Consider the following 19,873-nt stretch of genomic DNA (forward strand, 5'->3'; position numbering starts at 1 on the left):
CGCAGGCTGTTCCCGACGAAGTGGTCGGTGTTGCCCGCGAAGTCGACGGAAAAGGTGCGCAACGGAGCCGGGTCGGCCTGCTGGGCGAGGGCGGCCAGCGCACCGGAATCCAGGCCGCCGGAGAGCAGGGCCCCGAGGGGGACGTCGGCGCGGACGTGCCGGGCGGCGATGTCGCCGAGCAGCTCGTGCACCCGCGCGACGGTGGTGGGCACGTCGTCGTGGTGCGGCCGGGCCGTGAGCTGCCAGTAACGCCGCTCGCGCAGGCCGGCGGCATCGAGGACCACGACGGTCCCGGACCTGACCTCGTGGACGGCGCGGAACAGGCTCGCGCCGGGCGTGTGCGCGGAGGCGAACAGATCGCGCAGGCCGTCGACGCTGACCGCGGGGCTGACCAGGCCGCCGGCGAACAACGACTTCGGCTCGGACGCGAACAGCACCCCGCCTGCGTGGCGGACGTAGTGCAGCGGCTTGACGCCCAGCCGGTCGCGGACGAGCACGAGCCTGCCGCGGATCTCGTCCCAGACCGCGAAGGCGTACATGCCGTTGAGCCGCTCCACCGCGTCGATGCCCCACTCGAGGTAGGCGTGCAGCACGACCTCGGTGTCGGTACCGGTCCGGAACTTGTACCCGCGTCGCTGCAGTTCCTCACGCAGCTCGGGGTGGTTGTAGACCTCGCCGCTGTAGGTCAGCGTGACCACCGGCTCGTCGCGGTCGTTGGTGAAGATCATCGGCTGCCCGCCGTGCCCGGGATCCATGACGGCCAGCCGCCGGTGTCCCAGCACGGCATGCCTGCCGGTCCAGACGCCCGCACCGTCCGGGCCTCTGCTCGCCATGGCGTCGGTCATCCGGCGGACCCGTTCTTCTGCGTCCTCCGGCAAGGACCCGAGATCTGCCCAGCCCGCAATGCCGCACATCAGCACCACAAACCCTTCGAAGGAACCGACGATGCCATTGCCAGTCATCCTCGGCCACGGCGCCAGGTCGGCGTTTTTCCCGCGACCTTCGTCCAAAGTGGCTGCCCAAACGGACGACGATCCGTTCGCCGTGGCGGTCCGATTGTTTTTCGATGATAGAAGTTGCCAGGTGATGACGACGGGTGAACCCATTGCGATTGTCGTTATCGGAGCGCGTTTCCCCGGCGCCAGTGGTGCGCGGGAACTGTGGGACCTGGTGTGCGGGAAGGTCGACGCGGTCACCGCGCAGCCGCCGGCGGACCGGTTCGACGCCCGCGCGCTCTACGACCCGGCACCTCGCAAGAGCGGTCACGTCGTGAGCCTCGACGGCGGATTCCTTGCCGACAACGAAGGTTTTGCGCCCGGCGACTACGCGGTGACCGAACGGGAAAACGCGACGCTCGACCCCCAGCACCGCCTGCTGCTCCAGTGCGCGCGCGACGCACTGGCCGATGCCGGGCTGACCAGGACCGCCGGTCAGGACATCGGGGTCTTCATGGGCCAGAGCACCGGAGAGCACTGGGACCGGTTGCACGGCACCACGACCACCGACATGTACGCCATCGCCACCTCGGCCGCCCGCAGCATGGCCTCCGGTCGCATCAGCTACGCCTGGGACCTGCGCGGCCCGTGCGCCACGGTCGACGCGGCCTGTTCTTCGGGCACCCTCGCCGTCCACCTCGCCTGCCAGAGCCTGCGCATCGGCGAGTGCGACACCGCGCTCGCGGGCGGCGTCAGCCTCGTACTGGACACCCGCCACACCGTCGGCTACTCGGCCGCAGGCATGCTCTCACCCTCGGGCCGCTGCCGATTCGGCCACGAGGACGCCGACGGCTTCGTCCGCAGCGACGGCGCCGGAGTCCTCGTCCTCAAGCGGCTTTCCCGCGCCCAGGCGGACGGCGACACCGTGTACGCCCTCATCCTCGGCAGCGCCCAGGCCAGCAAGGGCCGCACCGCCAAAGCGATCATCGCCCCTTCGATCGAGGGTTACCTGAACGTCATCACCCGCGCGTGCGCCGTCGCCGGCGTCAGCCCCGACCGCATCGCCTACGTGGAGGCCCACGGCAACGCCGCTCCGGCCGGCGACCGCATCGAGCTGCACGCCATCGGTACCGCCATCGGCGTTCACCGCCCGCCCGGCCGGCCGTGCCTGGTCGGCTGCGTCAAGACCAACATCGGTCACCCCGAAGCCGCCGGTGGCATCGCCGGGCTGATCAAGGCCGCCCTGGCGGTGCGGAACCGGACCGTGCCCGCCAGCCTGCACAGCGAGCACCCCACCTCCCGGATCGACTGGACCGGGCTCGGCATCGCACCGGTCCCCCACACCGCAAGCTGGCCCGACGACGGGCCCGCCGTCGCCGGAGTCAGCACCTACGGCCTGTCCGGGACCTTCGTCCACATCCTCGTCGGCCAGCCACCGAACCGGTGACCGGCGCACCACCCCCGGCTCTCACCGGCCGGGAAGACCGAGGACACCGGAGATGCCGTGGCCGGCCTGGCGGCGACCGGCTCGAGGGCTGGACGCCATGCGGTCGACCTCGTCCTTGATCCGGGCCAGCGGGTCACGGGCGCGGTACTCGTCGCGGATCCCTTCGGCCCGCGACCGGAACGACGGGTCGCGGAGCACCCGCTCCACGGCCTGGCGCACCGCCGGCACCCCGGGCAGGCCCGTCCGCAGGTTGATCCCCGCGCCCGCGTGCTCGACGCGCATGGCGACCTCCGGCTTGTCCTCGGTGTCACCCGCCACGACAAGCGGAATCCCGGCCATCAGGGCAGCTTGCACCCCGCCGAAGCCGCCGTTGGTCACCAGCACCGACGTGTGGGGGAAGATCATGTCGTAGGGGAGGTAGGAGATGACCCTGGCGTTGGCCGGGACGACGAGATCCGGGGGTACCGGCCGGCCGCCGAAGGTCGCCACGACCAGGGCGTCGGAGTCGGCCAGCGCCTCCAGCGCGGGCCCGATGAGCGCTCCGTGGTTCTCGTTGTTCAACGTACCTTGGGTGACGAAGACGACACGATCCGCAGTCACCACGTCGTTCCACCACGGCGGAGCGTCGAAGTGCGCGGTCGCCGGCGAACCCGGTCTGCCGATCAGCTCGACGTGCTCCGGGAGCGAACCACGCTCGTACTCGAGGCCGGGCGGGGACAACTGGAAGAAGGTGTCGCACAGCAGGGAGAACGAGTCCCAGTAGTACGGAGCCCGGTCGACCGCACCGAGCCCGGCCAGCACGTCGTCCAGCTGCTTCTGCACCGGTTCGAACTCCCGGTGCAGGCGATCGCGCAGGTCCCGCGCGCGCCGCTCGCCCGGCGCGGACAGGTCGGGAGCGGCGCCGAACCCGAAGGGAGGCAGCCGGGGATCCTCCAGCGTCAGCACCGAGACACCGAGCCCGATCGTCCCGGCCGGGCGCAATCCCGGCGCCCCGAGCAGCAACGGCCAGGTGCCGTGGAAGAACCCTTCGTGGATGACGACCGTCGTGGCGGGATCGCCGGCTTCGAGGACTTCCTGGACGGCCCGGAACTGCTCGGGGATCGGCGGGATGAACATCTCCTGGGGGGCGACGATCACCTGGCGGTAGCCGGCAGGCGTGTCCTTCACCACGGGGAACTCGGCCAGGATGCGGTTCCCGTCGAAGGCGGCTTTCCCGCGGAGCGGGTGCAACCGGCCCCGCGGGCTGTTCACGATGTCACCCGCGAGCGGTTCGAGGGCCTCCGACGTGAGCACGGTGACGTCGTAGCCGTTTTCGACGAGGTGCCGGCCGATCGGCAGCAGCGGGATCAGGTGCCCCGGCATGGGGATGGCGGCCAACACGACTCGGACCATGGCTCCTCCGTGAGTTCGGCGCACCGGGCAGTGGCGACGATTGCCCGCGGGTTCCACGGTCGCAAGGCCCGGTTCCGGAAACCGGAACCCGCTTCTCCCCCCGGGTTCAGGCAGCTGACGGGTTCACCGGCATCCGGGACTCCGGACGGCAGTGCTCCACGAAGGCTCCTTCAGCGCTTCGGCGAACAGACCCCGGCGAAACTCTTCCTGCACTTGCAAGGCACGCGCCGAGGCGAGTTCGTCCAGGTGCGGAAGGAGTTCCACGTCTTCGTTGAACGCGGGATCGGTCCGGGCTTCGAAAGCCAGGACGACCTCGCCGGAGAGGTTCAGCCCGAGGTGCGGCACCCCGGCTCCGATCATCATGATCGAGTGCGGCGCGTGGACGAACGTGTGCTCGAGTTCCTCGCCGACCAGGGACGCCGCGTACCCGGCCGCCGTGAAGATCACCACCTCGGAGCGGACGTGGACGTGCGCCACGGCCCGGTGGAAGGCGGGCATCCGCACCAGCCCCGACGACAGGTTTTCGATGGGCGCGACGCCGCTGTGGACGGCGGGCGCCAGGGCTTGGCGCTGGAGCGCGGCCGTGTGCGCGGCCGGGGAGGCGGTCGTGGTCTGCAGCGAATGCTTCACCCTGCTGGACACGGAGGCGGCTCCTTCACGAGCAGGGCGTCGAAGGCTTTCGACGGGTCTACCGAAGTCTTACCGCACCCGGGGCCGGCCGAGTGGGCAGCAAGTCTGGCCAAGAGTCCTCGGTCGGGGCACCGCGACTGACCGGAAAGTGCTGCCGGGACAGGATTCAGGGGCACCCGGGAGGACGGCATGACCGCAGAACGGCCACCACGAACGCGGACCGGCCCGGTCGGCGACAGCTTGGTCACGGACCCCCGCCAACGGCGCGCGATCCTGATCGCGGTCTCCCTCGCGCTGCTGGCCGTCGTCGCCTCCGTCACCGGACTGAACGTCGCTCAGCCGGCGCTCGCCGTCGACTTCGGCGCTTCGCAGAGCACGGTGGTGTGGATCATGAACGGCTACGTCCTCAGCCTGGCCGCCCTGCTGCTGCCGATGGGCGCGGCCGGCGACCGCTGGGGCCGCAAGCCCGTCCTCACGGTGGGCCTCGCCGCCTTCGCCGTCACGAGCGCCGCCGCCGCGGTGGCGCCCACGGCCGGTGTCATGATCGCGGCACGCGTCCTCAACGGCGCGAGCGCGGCCATGATCATGCCCGTCACGCTCGCCGTCATCACCTCGAACTTCCCGGTGGCGGACCGCGGCCGCGCCATCGGTGTGTGGACCGGGGTGGGCGGGGCCGGTGCGGTGCTGGGCATGGTGCTCTCCGCCCTGCTCGTCGACACCTGGGGCTGGCGCTCCCTGTTCGTCGTCCCGGTCGTCCTCGTGCTCGTCTCGTCGGCCGTGGCGTGGCGCTGCGTCCCGGACTCCCGCGGGGTTGCCCAGCGCCCGTTCGACGTGGTCGGCTGCACCGCTTCCGTGCTCGGGGTGGTCGGGCTGATCTTCTTCTTCCACGAAGTACCGGACCGGGGCTGGGCCGCGCCGGGCACCATCACCGGCCTCGCCGTCGGCGTCGCCGGCACCGCCGGCTTCGTCGCGTGGCAGCTCCGGCACCCGGCCCCGCTCCTGGACGTGCGCCTCTTCCGCGAGCGCGGGCTGGGTGGTGGCACCCTCACGCTCGCGGCGGTGTTCGCCGTGCACGCCGGCTCTTCGGTGCTCCTCTACCCCCTCCTGCAGACTGTCTTCGGCTTCACGAGCCTGCTGTCCGCCGCCGCGCTGCTGCCCATGGCCGTGCTGATGATGATCGCGTCCGGCTTCGCCCCCCGGCTGGCCGCGCGGATCGGAGCCCGGGCCACCATGGCGGCCGGCCTCGGCCTGACCGCGGCCGGTCTGGTCCTGCTGGCCGTTTTCACCTCGGTCGAGGCCGGCTTTCCCGGTGTCGTGCCCGGTCTCATCGCCTTGGGAATCGGGATGGGTTCGGCGATGCCGCCCGCCACCGAAGCCATCACCGGCGCTCTCCCGCCGGCGGACCAAGGCGTGGCTTCGGCGCTCAACGACATCGCCAGGGAACTGGGTGCGGCGGTGGGAATCGCCCTGCTGGGAGCGATGCTCGCGGCCGGCTACCGGGACGACGTCGGCCGCGCGCTGGACGGTGTTCCTCCCGCCACAGCGGCGGCCGCCCGCGCGGGCGTCGCCAACGCCGTGGAAGCCGCGCGCGGCGCGGGCCGGCTGGAACAACCGTTGGCCGGTGCCGCAAGCCATTCCTTCGTCCACGCTCTGCACTCCGCGCTGTGGGCCGGAGCGGTCCTCGTCGCGGTCCTGCTGGTTGTCGTCCTCGCCCTGCTGCCGAAGTCCCCGGGCACATCCCCCGCCAGGGGGAACCGCGCCGGCTGAACCTCCACAACCGGCCGCGCGGTGGCTGGGTCCTTCGCGCAGACCCTTTGGCCATAGAGCTTTCGCGAACCGGCAAGGCCTGCTGCCGTCGAATGTCCTCCATAGACTCCGGGTCATCGTTCGCGCGGCGGGGAAGCGATCCACCGCCCGGAACGCGCTTTCCCCACGAGCCGCCGTGCCGGCTCGCCGTCCCCGGGTACGGAGATGACCGGTGTTCGCGAACCACCGCGGCGTCTTCGCCCGGCGTGGCGCCGTGGCCTTCCGCCCGGCCGAGCACCGGCGGGTCGTCGGTGATGCCGCCGAGGCACGCGTCCTGCGAAGGTGCTGATGAAGCCCGAGTTCGAGCCCTTCCCCGGCGAGCTGCACGCACGGGTGGAGGCGCTGGCCCGTTCGTGCTCGGCGTAGGCCCGTAAGCACCGTTCCGTTTCACGGAACCGCTGTTGCCCGTCGTCCGCCGCGCTCATTACCGTCTGGCCTCAATGGACCGTCCGCACGCAACACTTGGGAGTACCCCGTGGACATCGCACTCGTCACCTCCAGCGCCTTCCCGGGCGCGGACTGGTCCGATCGGGACACGCCGCTGCTGCGATCCTGTCTGGCCGCCGAAGGGTGCACCACCCGGGTGCTCAGCTGGGACGACGCACCCGGCGTCGACTGGACCGCGTTCGACGTCGTCGCGGTGCAGTCACCGTGGAGCATGTGGCTCAAGCTGGCCGAGTTCAAGAGCTGGCTGGAGTCCCTGCACCGGCAGGGGGTGCCGCTGGCCAACCCGTACCCGGTCATCGCGAACGGGCTGAGCAAGGAGTACCTCCCGCTGGTCGAGCAGTGCGGCGCCCGAACCATCCCGACCACGGTGGTGGCTCCGGGTGATCCACTCGGCGCCGTCGCCGCCGACGCGCTCACCCGCGCCGAACGGGAGTTCGGTGCGGCCGCCGTCGTCGTCAAACCGGTTTCGTCCGGCGGCACCCTCGGCGCCGCACGCGTCACGACCGAACGTGATCTCGTCGCCAGGCTGGCCGACTTCGGGCAGCACGGGGTGACGGCCTGCGTGCAGCCCTACATCGGGACGATCGACGCCTTGGGCGAGTACGGGATCATCATGATCGACGGTCAGTACTCCCACGCGATCACCAAGGACGCGATCCTCGCTCCGGGTCGCGCGGGTACGCAATTCCACCCCAACGCCCGCGCCGGCTACGCCGCGCGCGACGACGACTCCACCGAAATCGCGAACGCGTACCGCGCCTACTTGAAGACCGTTCCGGTCGAGCCCACCTCGGTACGGCTCGACTTCCTCCGGCACCCGGTCAGCGGAAAACTGCTGCTCCTCGAGATCGAATCGGTGGCACCGGTCAAGTTCTTCCACCTCCGGCCCGACGCAGCGTACCGGTACGCCCGTTCGCTGATCGCCGCGGCGTCGGTGAACCGCTGAAAGGGAGAGCGCTCATGACCCAGTCGACGAACCCCCGTGTCCGGACCGGCCGCGACACGGCCGACAGTTCTTGGCGGGTCGCGGCATCCCAGACGGTCGGCTACGAGGTCCGGTTCTGCCGCGACGTCTTCGCCCCGGACCGGACCGACCTGCTGGAGGCGGGCGCTTCGCCGGAGAGCCGGACCTCGCGCCGGTTCGTCGTGGTCGACGAACGGATCGACGAGTTGTTCGGGACCAGGATCCGGCAGTACTTCGACCACCACGGCATCACCCACGAGATCATGACCATCCGCTCGGGTGAAGCGCACAAGGAGCTCGACGTCGTGCTGCGCCTGCTCGAGCGGCTGGAGAAGTTCGGGGTCGACCGGCGGCGCGAGCCGGTCATCGTCGTGGGCGGTGGTGTCGCCATGGACGTCGTGGGGCTCGCCGCGAGCCTCTACCGCCGGGGCACGCCGTTCGTGCGGGTGCCGACGACCCTGGTCGGGCTGGTCGACGCCGGCGTCGGGGTGAAGACCGGGGTGAACTTCAACGGCCACAAGAACCAGCTGGGCACGTACGCGGCCGCGACGCTCACCCTCCTCGATCCGAGCTTCCTCGCCACACTGGGCCGGCGCCACCTGAGCAACGGCCTGGCCGAGATCCTGAAGGTCGGGCTGATCAAGGACGCGGCGCTGTTCGCGCACTTGGAGCGGCACGGCCGGCTCATGCTGGACGAGAAGTTCCAGGGGACCTCCCCGGACGGCCGTCGCGCCGCAGCCACCATCCTCGACGCCGCGATCACCGGCATGCTGGCGGAGCTCGAACCGAATCTGTGGGAGCGCACGCTCGAGCGCAGCATGGATTTCGGGCACAGCTTCAGCCCCACCATCGAGATGCTGGGCCTGCCTTCGATGCTGCACGGTGAGGCGGTGTGCCTCGACATGGCCCTGAGCACCGTGCTCGCCTGGCAGCGCGGTCTCCTGGCCGCAGAAGACTGCGAGCGCGTGTTTTCGGTGATGTCCGCACTCGAGCTCCCGGCCTGGAGTCCCTTGCACACCCCGGAAGCGCTGGCCCGCGCGATGCGCGCGACCGTACGCCGACGCGACGGTCGGCAGCGGATGCCGCTGCCCGCCGGCATCGGGCACTGCCTCTTCGTCGACGACGTCACGGAGGAAGAACTCACCGCGGCCGCCGAAACCCAGCGCGCGTGGGCGCTGGACGCTTCCGCGAAGATCCGGTGACCCGTGCCGCCGCACCGGCTACCAGAGCGTCTGGCCGCCTTCGATGACGAGGTTGTGGCCGGTCATGTAGTCCGAGACCTCGCCGGCGAGGTAGACGACCGCCCCCTGCAGGTCGGCGACCTCGCCCAGCCGCCCGGCGGGGATGTTCGCGATCCATTCGCTCACCAGGGGTGCCAGCGCCTCCGACTGCTCGATCAAGGCGGTCCTGATGATTCCCGGCGAGATGCAGTTCACCCGGACACCGCGGTCGGCCCATTCCGCGGCCAGCGTCCGGGTGAGGGTCACCACCGCCCCCTTGGACACGTTGTAGGAAACCTGCTTCTGCGGGTGCGGCACCACGAGCGAGGCCATGGACGCGGTGTTGATGATTTTCCCGTACCCGCGCTCGAACATCGCCCTCGCTTCGTACTGGCAGGCGATGAACACACCGCGCACGTTGAGGTCGTGCACCCTGTCCCATTCGTCGAGGGTCGTTTCCTCGGCCGCGGAGTTGAGGTTGATGCCGGCGTTGTTCACGGCGATGTCCAGGCCACCGAACGATTCCACGGTGGTCGACACGAAGTTCGCGATGGACTTCTCGTCCGCCGCGTCAGCGTGGACGTGGATGGCCTCGGCACCCTTTTCCCGCAGCTCGCCGGCCACTTCCGCCGCGCGGTCCGCGGCGACGTCGACGACCGCCACCTTGGCGCCGGCTTCGGCCAGGGCGTGGGCGAAGGCGCGGCCGATACCCTGTCCCGCCCCGGTGACCAGCGCCACCCGGCCAGTCAGCCGGAAGCGGTCCAGAATGGTCCGGCCGACGGAAGCCGACGCCGCAACTCCGAGGTGCTCGTTCACGAGGATCTCCTTTTCCCGACAGGAACTCGTCCCACCGCATCATACCGACCACGCGCACTGTGGACAGTCTCGATTCGAGGAGAGTCATGGATCTGCCTTTCGACGCGAACCGGCTGGACGCCCTCATGGACGAATGCGGGGCAGACGTCGTGGTGGCCACCACGCGCTTCTCCGTTCAGCACCTCCTCGGGGGGTACCGGTACTTCTTCTTCGCCGGCTTCGACGCCATCGGCGTGTCCCGGTACCTGCCCGCACTCGTGTACGTCAAGGGCGCCCCGGAACTGGCCTGCTACGTCGGCTGCGGCAACGAAGAATGGGGCACGGAGGTGTTCCCGCTCTGGGTCCCCGACGTCCGCAACCGGTCCTGGTCGAGCTTGGACACCGCGCGAGCCATCGCCGAACTGCTCGAAGAACGCGGGCTCGCGGAAAGCACCATCGCCGTGGAGAAGGCTTTTCTCCCGATGGACGCGGCGGACGCGCTCCGGGACTCGATGCCCGCCGCGTCGTTCGTGGACGCGCACCGGATCCTCGAAGGCGTCCGGGCCGTCAAATCCGCCTGGGAGCTGGAATTGGTGCGCACCGCCTCGATCGGGATCATCGACGCGATGACGGCGACGTTCGCCGCGTCGGCTCCCGGCGAAACGAAGCTCGACATCGTGGAACGGTTCCGCCGCGAACAGACCGACCGCGGGCTGGTCTTCGACTACTGCCTGGTTTCGTGCGGAGCGGAGTTCAACCGTGCGCCGTCGTCGCGGGTGTGGCGAGCCGGAGAAGCGCTGTCGCTCGACTCCGGTGGCATGTACCAGGGATACATCGGCGACCTGGCCCGGATGGCGGTCGCCGGTGCACCGACCGCCCTGATGCGGGACCTGCTGGCCGAAGTCGAATCGGTGCAGCAGGGCGCCCGAGCGGCTGTCGGGCCCGGGCGGCGCGGCGGCGACGTCTTTTCGGTGGCCGAGAAGGCGTTGGCCGCCTGCCCGCACGCGGGCGAGATGTTCTTCGTGGCCCACGGCATGGGCCTGATCACGCACGAAGCGCCCCGGCTGACCGGCACGGGCCCGGTTCCCTACCCGGCCGATCACGCGGAAGCCCCACTGGAGCCGGGGATGGTGCTGTCCATCGAAACGACGCTCGCCAACCCGGACGCCGGGATCGTCAAGCTCGAAGACACCCTGATCGTCACCGAAGACGGCTGGGAAGCACCGGGCGACGGCGCGCGTGGCTGGAACCAGCCGAACCCGGGCGGTGCCCGATGAGCCTGCGCACCCGGATGGCCGAAGGCGACCTGCTGCTCGGGCTGATCGTCAAAGTCCCTTCCCACGCGGCCGTGGAACTGGCCGGGCACCTGGGTTTCGACTTCGTCCTGCTGGACACCGAGCACGCGCCGGCCGACACCGTCGAGGTCGAACACCACATCCGGGCCGGTGACGCGGCGCGGATTCCCGTGCTGGTCCGCGTGGCGAGCCGCGACCCCGCGGCCGCGTTGCACGTGCTCGACGCCGGTGCCGCGGGCATCGTCGTACCGCACGTCTCCGACGCGGCGGCCGCCGAGGCCGCCGTCTGCGCCGCGCACTACCCGCCGCGAGGCACCCGCAGCCTGGCCGTCAGCACCCGCGCAGGCCGCCACGGGACGTCTTCCCTGGCGGACCACCTCGCGCGGGCCGCACGCGAGACCGTCGTCGTGGTCCAGGCCGAGGACCGGTCTTCGGTCGCCGATTGCGCGGCGATCGCCGCGGTGGAGAACGTCGACGCCGTCTGGATCGGTCCCACCGATCTGTCGCTCGACCTGGGCGTGCCGGGCGACTTCGAACACCCGGAATACCGGACTGCGGTCGCGCGGATCACGGAAGCGGTCGGGAACGCACCACAGTGCTCCCTGTGCGTCCTCGCCGACGGTCCCGAGGAGGTCGGGCAGTGGCGCGCCCGCGGCGCCACCACCTTCCTGGTCAACTACAACTCCGTGGTCGTCCGCGGACTGCGCGACGTCGTCGACGGAGTTCGCGGGTGACCGGGCACCGGCTCACCCGAGCACGGCAGGCAGGTTGTCGAGCCGGCGCATGAACGAGCCGGGTCGCCAGGTCAGCTCGGCGGGAGCGGTCACGAGGCGCGTTCGCGGGTACCTGAGGATCAGCGCGCGCAGCGCGACTTCCGTTTCCAGCCGCCCGAGGGACGCGCCCAGGCACCGGTGGGCGCCGTGGCCGAAGCCCAGGTGCCCGCGCGTGTCCCGCTCGATGTCGAAGGTGTCCGGATCGGGAAAGTGCTCCGGATCGCGGTTCGCCGCCCCGGGCGAGACCGTGATCAGCTCACCGGCGGGGATCTTCACGCCGCCGATGTCGACCGGCTCCGCGGAGAACCTCGGAGGGAGCAGCTTGAACGGGGATTCGAAGCGGACGATCTCTTCGACGGCCGGGCCGAACAGCTCCGGTGCGGCGATGAGCTTCTCGACCTGGTCCGGCCGATCCAGCAGCAGGGCGAGGCCGGTCCCGATGGCCGTCGCCGGTTCCGAGCCGCCGATGAGCAGCACGACGTAAGTGGACGCGAGTTCGTCGACATCCAGGCCGCCGTCGTCCTCGTGGATCCGCAGGAGCCGGGTGAACAGGTCGTCGGCCGGTTCGCGCTTCTTCACCTCGATCATGCGCAACGCGAGTTCGTACAGGCACCGGGCACCGTTTTCCACCTCGGCCACGCTGCTGCCGGTCAGCATCGACATCTGCCAGTCCGGGAACTCCCCGCGTTCTTCTTCGGGGAGCCCCACCAGGTCGGCGAGCACGGTGGTCGCCAGCGGACGCGCGTAGGCGGCGATCAGGTCGACCGGTTCACCGAGCGGCAGGCGGTCGAGCAATGCGGTGGCGGCGGCCTCGACGGCCGGTCGCCGCGAAGCCACGCGTGCCGTGCTGAACTCGCCGCTCAGCTGCGCGCGCAGCCGCCGGTGGTCGGGGCCGTCGCGGTCGAGCAGGCTGCGCCGGGAGCGGTGGGCCATGCGGGCACTGTGGTCGGCCCGCAGCCGGGACTGCGCGACCAGGCGTCTGCGGTGTTGTACCAGGTCCTTGCCCATGCCGGGATCGGCGAGCAGCGCGCGGACGTCGGCGTAGCCGGTGACCGTCCACATGCGAAACCCGTTGACCTGCACGGGAACGGCAGGCGCACTCTCGCGCAGCCGGTCGAACACGGCATACGGACAGGCGGTGTACTCGGGCGTGGCCAGGTAGCGAGGTCGGGTCTCGTCCACGGCTGCTTCCTTTCGGTGCGTCAGATGCTGAGTTCCGGGTAACCGAGCCGGAGGGCCGAGGCGTCGTCCAGCGTGCGCCGGTGTTCCGGTGGGAGGGTGAAGTCGGCGCCGGCCAGGGACTCCTCGAGCTGCTCCGCGGTCCGCGCGCCGACGAGCGGGGCGACCACGCCCGGCCGGTCGCGGAGCCAGGCCAGCGAAACGGTGCCCGGCGTCACCCCCAGCTCGACGGCGACGGCGACCACGGCTTCGACGATGCCGGCTGCGCGTTCGTTGAGGTGCCGTCCGACGTACCACCGGAAGAACCGGCTGTCGTAGCGTTTTTCCGGGACGCCGTGACGGTATTTGGCGGTGAGCACCCCTCGGCCCAGCGGTGCCCACGGCAGGATCCCGAGCCCCAGGTGCTCGGCCGCGGGAACGACTTCCCGTTCCACCCCGCGTTCCAGCAGCGAGTATTCGACCTGGGTGCTGACCAGCTTCCGGTTTCCCGCGCCGGCGAACCGGGCCGCGGTGACCGCGGTCTGCCAGCCCGAGTAGTTGCAGACCCCGGCGTGGCGCACCTTCCCGGCGGTGATCGCCGTGTCCACGGCACCGAGCGTCTCCTCGAGCGGGACGCGCTTGTCCCACGCGTGCACCTGCCAGAGGTCCACGTGATCGGTGCCCAGCCGGGACAGGGAGGAGTCCAGCGTCTTGAGCAGGTGCGCCCGGGACGCGTCGGCCGTGGGCTTCCCGGCCACGATGACGGCGGCCGCCTTCGTCGCCAGGACGATGGACTCGCGGTCCAGGCTTCCCGCGAGCAGGCGGCCGATCATCCGCTCGGCTTCACCGCCGCCGTAGACGTCCGCGGTGTCCACCAGGTTGCCGCCGGCGTCGAGGAAGGCGGCGGCCTGCGCCCTGGCCGTTGCGTAGTCGGTCGTGGTGCCCCAGGTCGAGGTGCCCAGCCCCAGCGGCGAGACGATCAGGTCGCTGTGGCCGATCCGGCGTCGGGTCAGCATCCGGTGGCTCCTTCCCGTTCCGCGATCCGTGCTTCGAGGTCGTCTTGGGCGTGCACGATCTGCCCGCTCAAGGCGTCGGCGTGTCCGCTCGCCAGCCGCACCAGGGTGCCGACGACGGTGTCCAGGGGAACGAATTCGCCCGCATCGCGGGCTTTGCGGGCCCATCGGCCAACCCGTTCGAGCCAGGGATCGGTGGTGGTACCGACGGAATCGATGCCCGCCCTGGTGAGCCCCGCGTCGACGAGGCCGGGGTTGTAGCTGAACACCGCGATACCGGTCCGGCGGAGTTCGGTCGCCAGGTTCTCCGAGAGCTTGATCAGGGCCGCCTTGGAGACCGAGTAGGCGGTGGCGTTGGGCCAGCGCGTGATCCCGGCGGGGCTGACGAGGTTGATGATGCGGCCCCGGCCCTGCGGGAGCATGACTTTCAGCGCCGCCTGCGCGGCGACCAGCGGTCCGGCCACGTTGACCTGCTGGGCGTACCACCACGCATCGAGGTCGACCTCGGCGGTCGGCCCGAGCGGCCCGGCCGCGACGGCGTTGTTCACCAGGACGTCGAGACGTCCGCTGGCGGCGGTGATCCGGGCGACCGCGTCGGCCATCGCGCCGGAGTCCACGACGTCGGCCCGCATCGCCTCCACCAGAAGCCCCCGGCCGGTCAGCTCGGCCACGGTGGCATCGAGCGACGGGCCGTCCCGGCCGGTGATGAACACCCTGGCGCCCGCCCGGCCCAGCGCTTCGGTGAAGGCCTTGCCCAGGCCTTTCCCGCCCCCGGTGACCAGGACCGTCGACTCTCGCATGCTGGGGTGACCTCCGTGCGGCTTGATGGGAAGCGGTTCAGCGTTCCGCCGTCGAACGCAGCGTGGTTTCCACGGACGCCGCGACCGCGGAAACCTCGCTGTCGTCGTGGAAAGCGCGGTCATACACCACGTCGAGAGCGAGCTCGCCGTTCACCGTCACGGCGAAGACGGCGGGCACCGGACCGGGCAGGGTCGCGGCCACCCGGCTGGTGGTGACGGACAGGTCGCCGGGCAGTTCGGGGTACTCCCGCACGCCGAGGTTGGACACCAGGAACGTCATCGGCGGAGGCGGCGCCGGCACCAGACACTGCGCCAGCAGGGTGCGCTGCGGCTCGGCGCGGCGGATCGCCGCACGCAGCTCCGCCGCCACGCGCAGTCCGATGTCGACCGGGTCGTCGGTCGCCGCGGCGGACACGGTGACCAGGCACGGGAGTGCCGCGCAGAGCTGGGCGTCCGGATCGATCGGTGGAGCGAGCCGACGGCGAAAGTCCACCGGGACGGACAACGTGACCGGCCGGACGGCGGTGTCACCGGGACGTCTCGCCAGCACCGCTCCGGCGACCGCCCCGCAGAGCAGGCCGGTCACGGAGATTCCGGCGGTACCGGCGAACGCGGCCAGCGCGGCCGTCGGCCCACGGCCGAGTTCGATGCGGTGCACCCCGAACCCCGGGGACGACGTGCCCGGTCCCCCCGCGAGCGTCACGACCCCGCCCGGTACGTCGGCCGGTTCGGGCCACCCCGGCTCGTACCGCCCGGTGAGACGGTGTTGCAGCCCGGGTTCGAACACCGGACGCGGCACCACGGACGGGGTGTCGCCCCGCCGGAGCACCGCGTAGAACTCCAGGAGCTTGCCCAGCAACACCTGCACCAGACGCCCGTCGGAGAAGGCGTGGTCGACGGCCAGGGTCAGTTCGGTCGCACCGTTGGTTTCCCGGAGCGACAACCGGGAAACCGCGCCGTCCCCCAGCCGCCGCCCGATGGCCTGGCGAAAGTCGTCCGCGTCGGCGACCGGTGCGGGCACGGCCTCCCGCAGGACCAGCCGGAAACCGTCAGGGCCGCCCAATACCCCGCACCGCAGGAGCGGGTAGGCCTGGCCCAGCAGCCGCCAGGCCCGGTCGAGCAGCGCCGGGTCGAAGGTCCCGCCGACGTCCGCGCGGACCACGACCGGGCCGAAACCGGCGAGGAGGAAGGCCGCCTCGCTGTCGGTCAGCGCTCGTTCGTCGCGCACATCGAATTCCGTCTCGTTTCCGGTAACCGTCACGAGGGGAATCTCTCTCGGCGCCGAAACGGTGGTCAACGCCGAGAACACCGAACGTGCCCCTTTTTTCGTGGTCGGTGTTCGGATGGACACGGCCGCGCCCGAGCCCGGGCCATCGCCGAGTTTCGTTTTCCGGCAGGGAAAGTGACACTCGGCGAGGTCCGTCCCTCGCTGCGCTACGCCGCCGCCGCGGTCGTCGGGAGCGCGGCCGCACTCGTCATGCGAGCGTTTCGGGGAGGCGCACGCGAAGGCCGTCGAGTTCATCCGCCATGGTGATCTGACAGCCGAGGCGGGAGGTCTGCTGCCGGTCGAACAGCGCGTCGAGCAGGTCGGCTTCCTCGTCACCAGGCGCCGTGAGCCGCCCGGCCCACGCCGGGTCGACGATCACATGGCACGTCCCGCAGTACATCGAGCCACCGCACTCGCCGCGCACCGGAAGACCCGCTTCCCGCGCGCGCTCCATCACCGTGTCCGTTCCGCTTCCGCCCAGCACGTGCTCACCGCCCGTGGACGCGGTGACGATCAGATCGGCCATGGAGTCTCCGGTGACGTCGCCAGCGCCCGGAGGAGGAATCTCATCGACGGCGTGATCGTCGCGACGAAGTTGCCCTCGCGCATCCTCCGGTCGACGGGTGACCCCTGCATGAACGCCGGCAGCCCGGCCCGCAGCATGGCCATCCGCGTGGCCGCCAGGGTGAGCTCGCTGGCTTGGAGCCGCGTCTCGAACACCGACCGCAGGTACCCGGGAGAGTCGTCGAGCGGCGTTTCGGTGAGCCGGACGATCCGCTCCTGCAGTGCGTCCCGATCGGCCGCGAAGTCGTCCGGGTGGCGCGGCAGGTGCCGGTTGCTCTCGAACTGCCCGGCGTCGAACTCGCGCATCAGAGCGATGCCGGCCCCGATCACCCCCAGCGCCATTCCCGTCTGCAGGAGCACGATTCCCGGATAGGCACGGGACAGCAGGCTTTCGGCCGGATCGGCCAGGATATGCTCGGCGGGGACGAAGGCCTGCTTGAACAGGACCGTCACCGTCGCGCTGCCCCGCAGTGACGTCATGTGGACGTTCGGCCGGATCGTCACTCCGGACTGTCCACAGCGCACCATGGCGGTGATCCGGTGGGAGGGATCGGCCAGGTCGGCGAAGACCGTGGCGAACCAGTGTCCTTCGCCCATGTTGGAGATCCACGGCTGGGCGCCGCTGACCAGGTAACCGCCCCGGACGCGCTCGGCACGCAGTTTGAACTGCTCGGTGCCTCTCATGGCCTTCACCGGGTTCGCGAGCCCGACACCGGCCGGCACGGCGCCGTTCGCGATGCCGGGCAGCAACCCGGCGCGCAGCCCGGCGTTGTCGCTGTTCGCGACGAGCCAGCCCGCCGAGTGCTGGCACCAAGTGCAGAACCCGGTGGTCAGGCACGCTTCCGAGATGGCCGCCGTCGTCGCGATGGCAACGTCGAGAGCGGGTGGCTTCCCGTCTTCGACGTGAGATCGGAACGCCCCCTCCTGCCCGAGGCAGGCGAGCACCGCGGCGGGGTGGACGCCGTCCTCGTCGACGCGCTTCGCCGCGGCGGCCACCTCCGTGTCCACCAGGTCGCGAACAGCGGCGGGCACCATCGCGGGGGAAGCGATCATGCCTCGAAGCTACCCGGCGAGCCCGGGTCCCAGAGCCGACGAACGGACTTCCGTCGAACGGTTCTGCCCGTTCCGACCGGAACGCTACCGGCGTTCGACGACGACCGCGCCGGCGGTCACCCCGGCGCCCGTGCCGATCAGGAGCGCGCATTCACCGGCGCCCAGCAGGTCGCCCGCCAGGATGTCGGCGAGGTTCGCCGGCAGGTCCCCGGCCCCGAGGTGCCCGGTCCCGGCCCCGAACGCGCGACAACGACCACGCAGCGCCCGCGGCAGGGCCCGCAGCACCGTCTGCTCCGTCACCTGCGCACCCAGCCGGTTCGTCGCGACGAGCGCGATGCGGTCACCGGCCGCGTCCTCCCCGCCCAGGCCGGCGTCGGCCAGTGCGATGCCGACGGCCTCCCGGATGACCTCGCGGTTGCCTTTCAGGTTCGCCGCGAACCCGAGCGCGTCCTCCCGGGGCCCGGAGCCCGGCTCGGGCAGCGGACGGAACGGGTGGAAGGCCGGAAAGGTCTCCTCGAGCAGCGGGCGGCCCGCCGAGCCGACGGAACGGATGACCAGCGGGCCTTCGCCGCGCCCCAGGAGAACGGCGGTCGCACCGTCCCCGAAGACGGTGGCGGGAGCCGTCTGCCACCGGTCGTAGGGCAGCGCGCAGAAGTTGCCCGCGGTGGTGGACAGCGCGTACCGGATGCTGTCGTCCGCCAGCATCAAGGCGGTGGCCCAGCCGATCCCGGCAGCCCCGCCGTTCGACATCTGGGCCAGCCCGATCGCGACCGCGCGGGACGCGCCGAGCACCCGGGCGAGCCGGTGCGCGGGCGACCAGGGCTCCTCCTCCCGCGGGGTCATGCCCGCGTAGGCGACGAAGTCGAGCTCCCCCGGGTCCACTCCCGGTTGTCCCAGGCACTGCCGAGCTGCCTGCGACCCCATCAGCCAGGCGGGCACCGCAGCGGCGACCGGCACCTCGACGCACGCCGCCCCTGCGGCCTGTTCCGCGGTGATCGTTCCCGCCGCGACGGCGCGCGCCGCCGGGTATCGCGTCTCGGGCAACCACATCGTGGCGGCCGTGATCCGGAGGTCGCCCCCGACTTTCATACCGGCAGCTCTTCGGGGCGGAGGCGGACCGGCACGGAGGACAGCGTGCGATCACCCAGGTTCGTCGTCCAGCGGAGCTTCTCGAGCGGGACGGCGAGAGACAACCGGGGGAACCGCGCGAACAACGCGGGGAGCGCCACGTTCGCCGTGGTCAGCGCCAGCGGAGCGCCCGCGCAGAAGTGCGGGCCGTGCCCGAAGGCCAGGTGGGCCGGGTTGCCGGTGCGGGACACGACGATCCGGTCCGCGTCCGGAAACGCCAGCGGATCCCGGTTGGCGGCGGCGACGACCACGAGAACGGTGGCGTCGCGCGGGATCGTGACCCCGCCCAGCTCGACGTCTTCGGCGGCGAACCGCCAGGTCGCGCACGGCGTCGGCGGGTACCGGCGCAGCACCTCCGTGAGCGCTGCCGAGCACGACGCCGGGCCGCCCGTGATCGCTTCGAGCAGGTCGTCCCGGGTGACCGCCAGGGCGGCGCTGTGGGCCACCAGCGTCGTGGAGGTCGTGGTCCCGGCGAAGACGGTCAAGGCGATCATCGACATCACCTCGGCCAGGCTGAGCTTGCCGCGAGGGCGGTAGTCGCGGAACGCCCGCTTCAGGAGTGTGTCGGCGCCGGGGAACCGATCGTGGTCGTCGATCGCCGCCAGGATGAGCTGTTGCTGCGTGTCCAGGGCTTTCCGAGCCTCCGCGCTCTGCGGATCCGCGCCTCCGATGACCGTTCGCACGGCGACGAGCAACTGTTCGAGGAGCGGCTCCTCAATGCCGAGGACCTCACTCATCACCGAGGTCAGCACCGGCTGGGCGAACCCGGTGACCAGGTCGGGCACGGCCGAGCGGGCCAGGGCGTCGAGCCGGGCTCCGACGACCTCGGCGATGCGCTCGCGGCGCCGGTGAACGGCCTTCGGGGCGAGGCACTCGGTGAGCAGTTCCCGTAGCCGGCGGTGATCGGCGTCGTCGGTGTTGAGCACGTGCCTGCCAAGCACCGCGTAACTGTCCTCGGGGTGCCGTCCCCCGCCGAACAGGCGTGCGGGATCGGCCAGCGTCGCCGGGTCCTTCTTCAACCGGGGGTCCAGCAGGATTGCCTTCGCTTCGGCGTGGCGCGCCACGACCCAAACCCGGAGGCCGGTCGGCAAAGCGACCTCCTGAACTGCCTTTCCCTCGAGCAGCGCGGCCAGTATCGCGTCGTTGTCGGCTTGATCCGGCTTCAGCGCGAAGACGCGGGACACCG

At 71.1% G+C, this 19,873-nt stretch carries 17 protein-coding genes and 1 pseudogene; 6 read left to right on the forward strand and 12 right to left on the reverse strand.

The features are described 5' to 3' along the window. Nucleotides 1-83: 83 nt before the first annotated feature. A pseudogene (gene asnB, locus HUT10_RS50810) lies at nt 84-962 on the reverse strand (asparagine synthase (glutamine-hydrolyzing)); the annotation flags it as partial. Here asnB and HUT10_RS09890 point away from each other — a divergent pair. Beyond that, on the forward strand, nt 904-2,382 hold the full coding sequence (locus HUT10_RS09890; protein ID WP_254896791.1) for a polyketide synthase: 1,479 nt from the start codon (nt 904-906) through the stop codon (nt 2,380-2,382). The pseudogene asnB and the gene HUT10_RS09890 sit on opposite strands and share 59 nt — an antisense overlap. A gap of 21 nt (nt 2,383-2,403) precedes the next feature. Here the strand turns inward: HUT10_RS09890 and HUT10_RS09895 are convergent, their stop codons facing one another. Then, a complete protein-coding gene (locus HUT10_RS09895) occupies nt 2,404-3,774 on the reverse strand; it encodes a glycosyltransferase (RefSeq protein WP_176170909.1) in 1,371 nt (456 codons plus the stop codon). Between the two features lie 123 nt (nt 3,775-3,897). Then, nucleotides 3,898-4,416, reverse strand: coding sequence for a hypothetical protein (locus HUT10_RS09900; protein ID WP_176170910.1), 519 nt, complete (start codon nt 4,414-4,416; stop codon nt 3,898-3,900). A gap of 177 nt (nt 4,417-4,593) precedes the next feature. Here HUT10_RS09900 and HUT10_RS09905 point away from each other — a divergent pair, with 177 nt between their 5' ends. From HUT10_RS09905 to HUT10_RS09915, 3 genes are all read left to right on the forward strand, one after another. Continuing rightward, nucleotides 4,594-6,171 (forward strand): MFS transporter, encoded by a 1,578-nt coding sequence (locus tag HUT10_RS09905; RefSeq protein ID WP_176170911.1) that lies wholly within the window; start codon nt 4,594-4,596, stop codon nt 6,169-6,171. A gap of 514 nt (nt 6,172-6,685) precedes the next feature. Next, nucleotides 6,686-7,603, forward strand: coding sequence for a RimK family alpha-L-glutamate ligase (locus HUT10_RS09910; RefSeq protein WP_176170912.1), 918 nt, complete (start codon nt 6,686-6,688; stop codon nt 7,601-7,603). A 14-nt stretch (nt 7,604-7,617) separates the two neighbouring features. Beyond that, entirely contained in the window at nt 7,618-8,823 is a 1,206-nt protein-coding gene (locus tag HUT10_RS09915) for a sedoheptulose 7-phosphate cyclase (RefSeq protein WP_176170913.1), read from the forward strand. 18 nt (nt 8,824-8,841) lie between these two features. On the opposite strand, the gene HUT10_RS09920 is transcribed toward HUT10_RS09915, so the two are convergent. Continuing rightward, complete coding sequence (locus tag HUT10_RS09920; protein WP_176170914.1) at nt 8,842-9,657, reverse strand: SDR family NAD(P)-dependent oxidoreductase; 816 nt, start codon at nt 9,655-9,657, stop codon at nt 8,842-8,844. An 86-nt stretch (nt 9,658-9,743) separates the two neighbouring features. On the opposite strand from HUT10_RS09920, the gene HUT10_RS09925 reads away from it, so the two are divergent. Both HUT10_RS09925 and HUT10_RS09930 read left to right on the forward strand, forming a co-directional pair. Then, nucleotides 9,744-10,913 carry a Xaa-Pro peptidase family protein gene (locus HUT10_RS09925; protein WP_176170915.1) on the forward strand — a complete coding sequence of 390 codons (1,170 nt, stop codon included), beginning with the start codon at nt 9,744-9,746 and terminating at the stop codon, nt 10,911-10,913. Continuing rightward, entirely contained in the window at nt 10,910-11,665 is a 756-nt protein-coding gene (locus HUT10_RS09930) for an HpcH/HpaI aldolase/citrate lyase family protein (protein WP_254896792.1), read from the forward strand. The genes HUT10_RS09925 and HUT10_RS09930 overlap by 4 nt, the downstream gene beginning before the upstream one ends. 12 nt (nt 11,666-11,677) lie before the next feature. Here the strand turns inward: HUT10_RS09930 and HUT10_RS09935 are convergent, their stop codons facing one another. The 8 genes from HUT10_RS09935 to HUT10_RS09970 form a co-directional block, all read right to left on the reverse strand. Continuing rightward, the gene (locus tag HUT10_RS09935; RefSeq protein WP_176170916.1) at nt 11,678-12,886 is read right to left on the reverse strand and encodes a cytochrome P450; all 1,209 of its coding nucleotides are present in this window, start codon (nt 12,884-12,886) and stop codon (nt 11,678-11,680) included. 20 nt (nt 12,887-12,906) lie between these two features. After that, complete coding sequence (locus HUT10_RS09940) at nt 12,907-13,875, reverse strand: aldo/keto reductase (RefSeq protein WP_217709754.1); 969 nt, start codon at nt 13,873-13,875, stop codon at nt 12,907-12,909. Next, nucleotides 13,872-14,675: an SDR family NAD(P)-dependent oxidoreductase gene (locus tag HUT10_RS09945; protein ID WP_176170918.1), complete on the reverse strand. Its 804-nt coding sequence runs from the start codon at nt 14,673-14,675 to the stop codon at nt 13,872-13,874. The genes HUT10_RS09940 and HUT10_RS09945 overlap by 4 nt, the downstream gene beginning before the upstream one ends. Before the next feature lie 37 nt (nt 14,676-14,712). Then, complete coding sequence (locus HUT10_RS09950; protein ID WP_254896793.1) at nt 14,713-15,903, reverse strand: chromosome condensation protein; 1,191 nt, start codon at nt 15,901-15,903, stop codon at nt 14,713-14,715. A gap of 247 nt (nt 15,904-16,150) precedes the next feature. After that, on the reverse strand, nt 16,151-16,468 hold the full coding sequence (locus tag HUT10_RS09955; protein ID WP_176170920.1) for a 2Fe-2S iron-sulfur cluster-binding protein: 318 nt from the start codon (nt 16,466-16,468) through the stop codon (nt 16,151-16,153). Continuing rightward, nucleotides 16,456-17,559, reverse strand: coding sequence for an acyl-CoA dehydrogenase family protein (locus HUT10_RS09960; protein WP_176170921.1), 1,104 nt, complete (start codon nt 17,557-17,559; stop codon nt 16,456-16,458). Before HUT10_RS09960 ends, HUT10_RS09955 begins: the two co-directional genes overlap by 13 nt. Nucleotides 17,560-17,643: 84 nt before the next feature. Then, nucleotides 17,644-18,648 carry a hypothetical protein gene (locus HUT10_RS09965; RefSeq protein WP_176170922.1) on the reverse strand — a complete coding sequence of 335 codons (1,005 nt, stop codon included), beginning with the start codon at nt 18,646-18,648 and terminating at the stop codon, nt 17,644-17,646. Further along, nucleotides 18,645-19,871, reverse strand: a complete 1,227-nt coding sequence (locus tag HUT10_RS09970; RefSeq protein ID WP_176170923.1) for a cytochrome P450 — start codon at nt 19,869-19,871, stop codon at nt 18,645-18,647. Before HUT10_RS09970 ends, HUT10_RS09965 begins: the two co-directional genes overlap by 4 nt. Nucleotides 19,872-19,873: the final 2 nt, after the last annotated feature.

Origin of the sequence: Amycolatopsis sp. Hca4 (genome assembly GCF_013364075.1) — a bacterium.
Taxonomy (GTDB): Bacteria; Actinomycetota; Actinomycetes; order Mycobacteriales; family Pseudonocardiaceae; genus Amycolatopsis.

Coding starts and splice junctions, on each gene's coding strand:
- HUT10_RS09890 (WP_254896791.1), top strand. CDS start 904: ATGCCGCACATCAGCACCACAAACCCTTCGAAGGAACCGACGATGCCA.
- HUT10_RS09895 (WP_176170909.1), bottom strand. CDS start 3,774: ATGGTCCGAGTCGTGTTGGCCGCCATCCCCATGCCGGGGCACCTGATC.
- HUT10_RS09905 (WP_176170911.1), top strand. CDS start 4,594: ATGACCGCAGAACGGCCACCACGAACGCGGACCGGCCCGGTCGGCGAC.
- HUT10_RS09915 (WP_176170913.1), top strand. CDS start 7,618: ATGACCCAGTCGACGAACCCCCGTGTCCGGACCGGCCGCGACACGGCC.
- HUT10_RS09925 (WP_176170915.1), top strand. CDS start 9,744: ATGGATCTGCCTTTCGACGCGAACCGGCTGGACGCCCTCATGGACGAA.
- HUT10_RS09930 (WP_254896792.1), top strand. CDS start 10,910: ATGAGCCTGCGCACCCGGATGGCCGAAGGCGACCTGCTGCTCGGGCTG.
- HUT10_RS09945 (WP_176170918.1), bottom strand. CDS start 14,675: ATGCGAGAGTCGACGGTCCTGGTCACCGGGGGCGGGAAAGGCCTGGGC.
- HUT10_RS09955 (WP_176170920.1), bottom strand. CDS start 16,468: ATGGCCGATCTGATCGTCACCGCGTCCACGGGCGGTGAGCACGTGCTG.
- HUT10_RS09960 (WP_176170921.1), bottom strand. CDS start 17,559: ATGATCGCTTCCCCCGCGATGGTGCCCGCCGCTGTTCGCGACCTGGTG.
- HUT10_RS09965 (WP_176170922.1), bottom strand. CDS start 18,648: ATGAAAGTCGGGGGCGACCTCCGGATCACGGCCGCCACGATGTGGTTG.